Below are 6000 nucleotides of genomic sequence, written 5' to 3'. Positions count from 1 at the left end.
ATTGACCAATATTGATGTTTCCTTCGTTTACCCCTGATAAAGGCATACCACCTGTGAGGGCAACATATATTTTATCACCAGACTCTTTGATGGCCATGCCTTTGATCTCGAAACTAGAACTACCAGAACCATCGCTAAAAGAGTCAATACCATAATTCCAGTCTTGATAAAGTTGTCCTGCGTTTGCTTGTTGTCCAGCTACTAACAGAAGACTAAGGGTGACTGTTGTGGTGCAAATAAAAGTCTTTAGGGTAGACATTTTTCTAAATTAAAATAAGGTATCTTTGATAACCACAATATAAGTTACTTTCTATACTTATTTGAGAATAAATAGATAAATATTGTATAATTAATATGAAGTTTAGTTTAAAAAATACGTACTCTACTGACCGCATTTCTACTATTTTTCTCAGGGTATCTTGTAAATTAACGGAGAGCAACTATTATTTTCTCTTTAGTCAAGGGTAGAAATTCAAAAAATTACGTAATCTTACATAATTGAAAAAATGTCTGTTGCTATAATCAGCAATTTGTCACCTATGAAATTACTGATGATGACTGATTTTTTTATATAAATAGGACTTACGCAATAACTCTCTGAAACTCTTATTTCGACCTGTCCTCTGCGTCCTCTGCGGTATGGCTAACGCCACGCTTCGCGTTAGCGGAGCTTTCGCTTTAGCGATACGTTTCTTCATGATTTTGCGTAAGTCCTGATAAATTCTGTATTGACGTTATGTATAACTTCGTTACAAAGACGAACAAAGCAATTATTGATTGTAAATTCAGGCTGGTGGTATTTCTTCTTCCACGGGACGAATGATGGGTGGTGGTGGTGGTGTGAGTTGTGGTTGAAAGATTCCTTGTAATGCTTGTTCTAGGGTTTGTGCCATGACGATGCGGTTTTCATAGGCTACAACTACTCTGACTAAGGTGGGTAAACTATTTTGTGTAGCTTCTAAATAAATTGGTTCAACATAGAGTAACGATTGCTCAATGGGAATTACTAGTAGATTACCTTGAATTACTCTCGAACCTTGACGATTCCAAAGGGAAATTTGTTGAGAAATGACTGGATCTTGATTAATTCTGGCTTCAATTTGTTCTTGTCCATAAATTAGGCGTTCTTTAGGAAAGTTATATAGGAGTAATTTGCCGTAATTTTCGCCATCAGAACGTGCTGCTAACCAAGCAATTAAATTTGTCCGTTGTTTGGGTGTGTAAGGTAGTAAGAGGATAAATTCTTCAAAGGGGACATTGGGAAGACTGGTAATTAAATAGTATGGTTCAACTTGACGGGTTTCGTCTCCATAGATTTCATTGGGAATCTGCCATTGATCTTCCCGGTTGTAAAATACTTGGGGATCTGTCATGTGGTAGATCATTAAGCGTTCAGATTGAATTTTGAAAAAGTCTACTGGATAGCGGATATGGCTACGGAGATTGGGGGGTAACTCCTGCATGGTTTGAAACATTTGCGGAAATATTTTTGACCAAGAGATAATTAATGGATCTGAGGGATCGGCAATGTAAAATTTAACTGTGCCGTTGTAAGCATCAATTACGACTTTGACAGAATTACGGATATAGTTGATGTCGTCTGTACCTGTATCAGAATAGGGATAGCGATCGCTTGTGGTGTAAGCATCAACTATCCAATACAGGAAATTTTCTTGACCAGGAAATTGTTGATTTTTGTTATCTACATGGGCATCGGCTGCGACTAGATAAGGATCGCTATCGAATTTTAAAAAAGGTGCGATCGCTCTAATTCTTTCATTAATATTCCGCCGAAATAATACTTTAGTATCTGGTAAAAAATCCCTTGTGAAGACCATTCTCCAGTCTTTTAAATAAATTGAAAATAGCCATCTTTTCCAGAGAGAATTTAGCTTGATGCCACCTAATCCATCATAAGTATTATAAACATTATCACTTCCGCTAGGATAATCTAATTCTTTGACTTTTGTCCCAGTCATGACGTGAGTATTACTAATTTCTCCATAATAAATCCGGGGTTTACCAATGGGAATACTTTCACGGATAGCTGGACTAGAAGTGTTTAAGGCGCTACCATTCTGGCTAATATCTTTAACAAAATATTCTGGTAGTCCACCAATAGCAACTGTATTAACAGGACTCAGAGTAAAGCCATAGCCATGAGTATAAATCATATTTTGGTTTACCCATGTTTGTGCTTGGAGAGGGACATCTGGATAATTTAATTCTCTGGCGGCAATTAGGACTTGTTGTTTTTCTGTTGTGTCTTGTGTCAGGCTATTTTTTATTTGATATCTATCAACATCAGCATCAGGAAATTTATAATAAGGGCGAATTTGTTGTAGTTGTCTGTTGGTTTTTAATAATGGTTCTTGATCCCAAAGACGAATATTGCGAATTGTCAAATCATTGGCTTTAATATCAGCTTCGGTGAGTTTTCCTGATGGATTAAATGTTTGAGAATCAATCACATCTAAGTTAAAGGCTTGACGAGTTAAGGCAATATTTCTGCTGATATAGGGTTCTTCTCTTTTTAATTCATTTGGCTCAACAATTAGTTTTTGGACAGTTATTGGTAAAATGAAATTACCTGTCAATATGAAAGTTAGATAAATGCTAAAACCATAGATTAATCGGCGCAAGTTTAAAGATTTTGGTCGCCAAAATACAGTTATCCATAATAGATAAACAGCTATGGCTAACGATAGGATACATAATAAGGTGTTTGCTGGTAATTCGGCTTTAACATCAGTGTAACTAGCCCCATAACTGACTCCATTATTAGAATAAAGCAGTTGATAACGCCCTAGCCAATAACTTAAAGCTGTTACTAACATTAAACAACCACTTAACCCGGATAAATGACGGATTTGCTGCGAAGAAAATCCTGGAAACATGGCTCGACTGAGACTATCTGCTGATAATAAATAGGTGAGAGTGACGCTAAGAAAGCTATATAAACATAGTCCTATTAACCAAAATCCTAAAAGTTCCCAGAAAGGAAGTGAGAAAATATAAAAGCTGATATTATTACCAAATAATGGGTCATAATTCTCAAAGGAAATACTATGGAAGTAGAGGAGAATTTTTGACCAATGTTGCGATATAATCCATCCAAAACTGAGGCTAAAAATAATGGCGATCGCTCTGAGCAAAATTTTGCTATAAATTAATAAAGCTACAGACAATCCGCCTATTAATCCTAAATACCAACTTTGACTAATAATTTTTTTGCCTAACTGTAAAATTATTTCTGGTTGTAATAGTCGTGGTACTGACAACTTAGACTGAATTACTTGATCTGGCCAATAAGTAAGCGTAATTTCTTCATAGTAAGCTAATGTTAAACACACTAACAAACTTAATCCTAATGTTAGAGGTAACAGCCACCGTAATTTTAGTTTATTGGTATAGTTATGCCAGTCAAAAGGTTGATCATTTTTGTTATACTGGGGACTGAGAAAATTGCTTAATTGGGGAGTAAGCCTTGTTTCTCTACTGGGAATAGACTTAGCCGATAGGTGGTATTTCCATCTTTGTGCTAGAGTTAAATTACCTAAAAGATAAACGGCACTTAAACTTACTACAAATAGCCATAAACTTCCTTGGGTGATCAGTTTTATCAGTAATACTTCTATGTAACCAACTTCTTGAAACCAAAAAATTTCTGCACCTAGATGAGATACTATATTTAAGAATAGTCCCACAGCCAGAAATAAAATCAATATTCGTAAATACCACTTCCAAACCATAATCTTAATGCTTGTTAATATTAATTTGATCTAATACCAATTCTGTGTATCATTTTCATGATTATTTGGTATAAGATAAATCTAGATGCTTATTTCTTGAGAGTTAGGCTATGTCTAGTACACAAAGGCGTAAATAAACCAACCATTAAAAATCCCCAAAAAGCTTATATCATCTGCTTTTTTAGTTTTTAATTCCGTCCTGTGATCCTAGTTAATTTTGTCAAGGGTTTATTGAAAAATCAGTAATTATGCTTACCAGTGTTGATCGGTTATTATTTGTTAGACAAGTCCCCATTTTTAAAGAATTACGGGATGATTTCATTGTCAGACTAGCTTCTGTGATGAATGAGTTATCATATCCATCTAATTATACAATATTTCAACAGGGACAAGAAGGGCGATCGCTTTATATTCTAGTATCAGGTCGTGTTAAAGTCCATATTGGTGATACTAAGTTAGCAGAAGTTGATCGAGGAAAATACTTTGGAGAAATGGCAGTATTTGATACTCAACCCCGTTCTGCTTCTATCACTACTTTAGAATCTTGTGAATGTTTAGAACTTACTCAAGAACAACTTTATGATGCTATTGAAGAAACTCCAGAAATTGCAGTGAATGTTATTCGTGAGTTATCTCGTTTGATTAGAAAATTGAATGAAAATATTAGTTAGTTGTCAGTTGTTAGTTGTTAGTTGTTAGTTGTTAGTTGTTAGTTGGTTGTTTAGACATTCTTGAAGAAACCTTTGGGGAATTTCTCTACTTTCTCCCCAATGTTGATGGATATAAGAAGCATGAACATTAGATAAACACCAACCTTCAAAACCTGTATGTTCATCACAATCATAGCGATAAGTATTAAATAATGGTTGTTGAGAATTAGTGATTAAATGAGAACGATGAAATTCATGTCCAAAAATATTTGTATTGATATTCAAGAGAAAATTATTTTCTAAAACTACAGCACGACGATATCCTAAAGTTAATCTTTTATCCATTTGTGCTAATGTTGGTAATATTCCCACCATTGGCCAAGATTTACCGTCAAAATCAATAATTTGTTCACATAAATACATCAAACCTCCACATTCAGCAATTGTGGGTATTCCTGCTAAAATCGAGTTTTTTACATCTTGAATCAGACTAATGTTGGCAGATAATTCTTGTGCAAATACTTCCGGAAAACCACCACCAAAATACATTCCTTGAATATTTTCTGGTAATTTAGCATCATGCAATGGACTCCAAAATACTAATTCTGCACCTAATTTTTCTAATAAATCTAAGTTATCTTGATAGTAAAAATTAAAAGCCTGATCTCGCGCTACGGCAATTTTAACTGGAGTAGGAGAAACTGGGAATTGAGAATTGGAAATTGGGGAAGATGGTGATTTTAAAAGTGGTAAAAGTTGATCCCAATCAAAATAAGTATCACCTAAATCTGCAAGACTATTAATTATCTGATCTAATTCTGGTAATTCTGCGGTGGGGATTAAACCCAAATGACGATCAGGAATAGTAATATGATCTTGTCGTCGCAATACACCGAGAATAGGTAATTGTAGAGGTGCGAGAGAGGCTTTTAATAATGATAAATGGCGATCGCTTCCTACTCGATTCAAGACTAACCCAGCGATTTTAATTCTACTATCCAATGAACAATAACCGTGAGCGATCGCGGCTACTGAACCTGATAAACGACTACAATCAATTACTAATATAACAGGTATATCTAATAATCTAGCAATGTGTGCTGTACTGGCAAAGTCGGTTTTACCATTGGTGTTTGATAAGTGGCCAATCCCATCAAACAAACCCATCACACCCTCAACTAAAGTATATTCACACTTTGCAGAATGACGGAGAAAACATTCTTGAACATAACTTTCTGAAGTTAGCACAGGGTCTAAGTTTCGACAAGGAAGACCAGTAACATATTGATGAAACATGGGATCAATATAATCCGGTCCCACCTTAAAAGATTGTACCTTGACACCACGACGAGATAAAGAGGCTAAAAGGGTAAGTGTAACTGTTGTTTTACCTACTCCGCTACGTTCACCAGCAATAATTATAGACATAGATCAGCAATTAAAAATAATTGTACCTGGCGGTTAGAAACCGCGGCTACATAGACAAAACCCACCTATTCCTTCGGAACGCTCCGCGAACGTGGGTTCAAGATTTTTGATTTTTCATAAGTCCACGGAGGTGGTCACTGAGCTTGTCGATAGCGTAGCGTGGCGTTAGC

Annotated in this window: 3 protein-coding genes and 1 pseudogene; 1 reads left to right on the top strand and 3 read right to left on the bottom strand. The window is 35.5% G+C overall.

The window, feature by feature from the left end; all coding sequences use genetic code 11:
- Both FJR04_RS25680 and FJR04_RS25675 read right to left on the bottom strand, forming a co-directional pair.
- Positions 1 to 259, bottom strand: a pseudogene (locus tag FJR04_RS25680) (PEP-CTERM sorting domain-containing protein); the annotation flags it as partial.
- Positions 260 to 785: 526 nt separating this feature from the next.
- Positions 786 to 3752 (bottom strand): UPF0182 family protein, encoded by a 2967-nt coding sequence (locus FJR04_RS25675; RefSeq protein WP_168500211.1) that lies wholly within the window; start codon positions 3750 to 3752, stop codon positions 786 to 788.
- Positions 3753 to 4000: 248 nt separating this feature from the next.
- On the opposite strand from FJR04_RS25675, the gene FJR04_RS25670 reads away from it, so the two are divergent.
- Entirely contained in the window at positions 4001 to 4423 is a 423-nt protein-coding gene (locus FJR04_RS25670; protein WP_168500209.1) for a cyclic nucleotide-binding domain-containing protein, read from the top strand.
- A 24-nt stretch (positions 4424 to 4447) separates the two neighbouring features.
- Here FJR04_RS25670 and FJR04_RS25665 read toward each other — a convergent pair whose 3' ends face one another.
- Positions 4448 to 5830 (bottom strand): cobyrinate a,c-diamide synthase, encoded by a 1383-nt coding sequence (locus tag FJR04_RS25665; protein ID WP_168500207.1) that lies wholly within the window; start codon positions 5828 to 5830, stop codon positions 4448 to 4450.
- Positions 5831 to 6000 lie beyond the last annotated feature (170 nt).

The organism is Anabaena sp. UHCC 0204 (genome assembly GCF_009711975.1).
GTDB lineage: Bacteria > Cyanobacteriota > Cyanobacteriia > Cyanobacteriales > Nostocaceae > Dolichospermum.
This window is presented reverse-complemented; position numbering and strand designations above follow the sequence as displayed.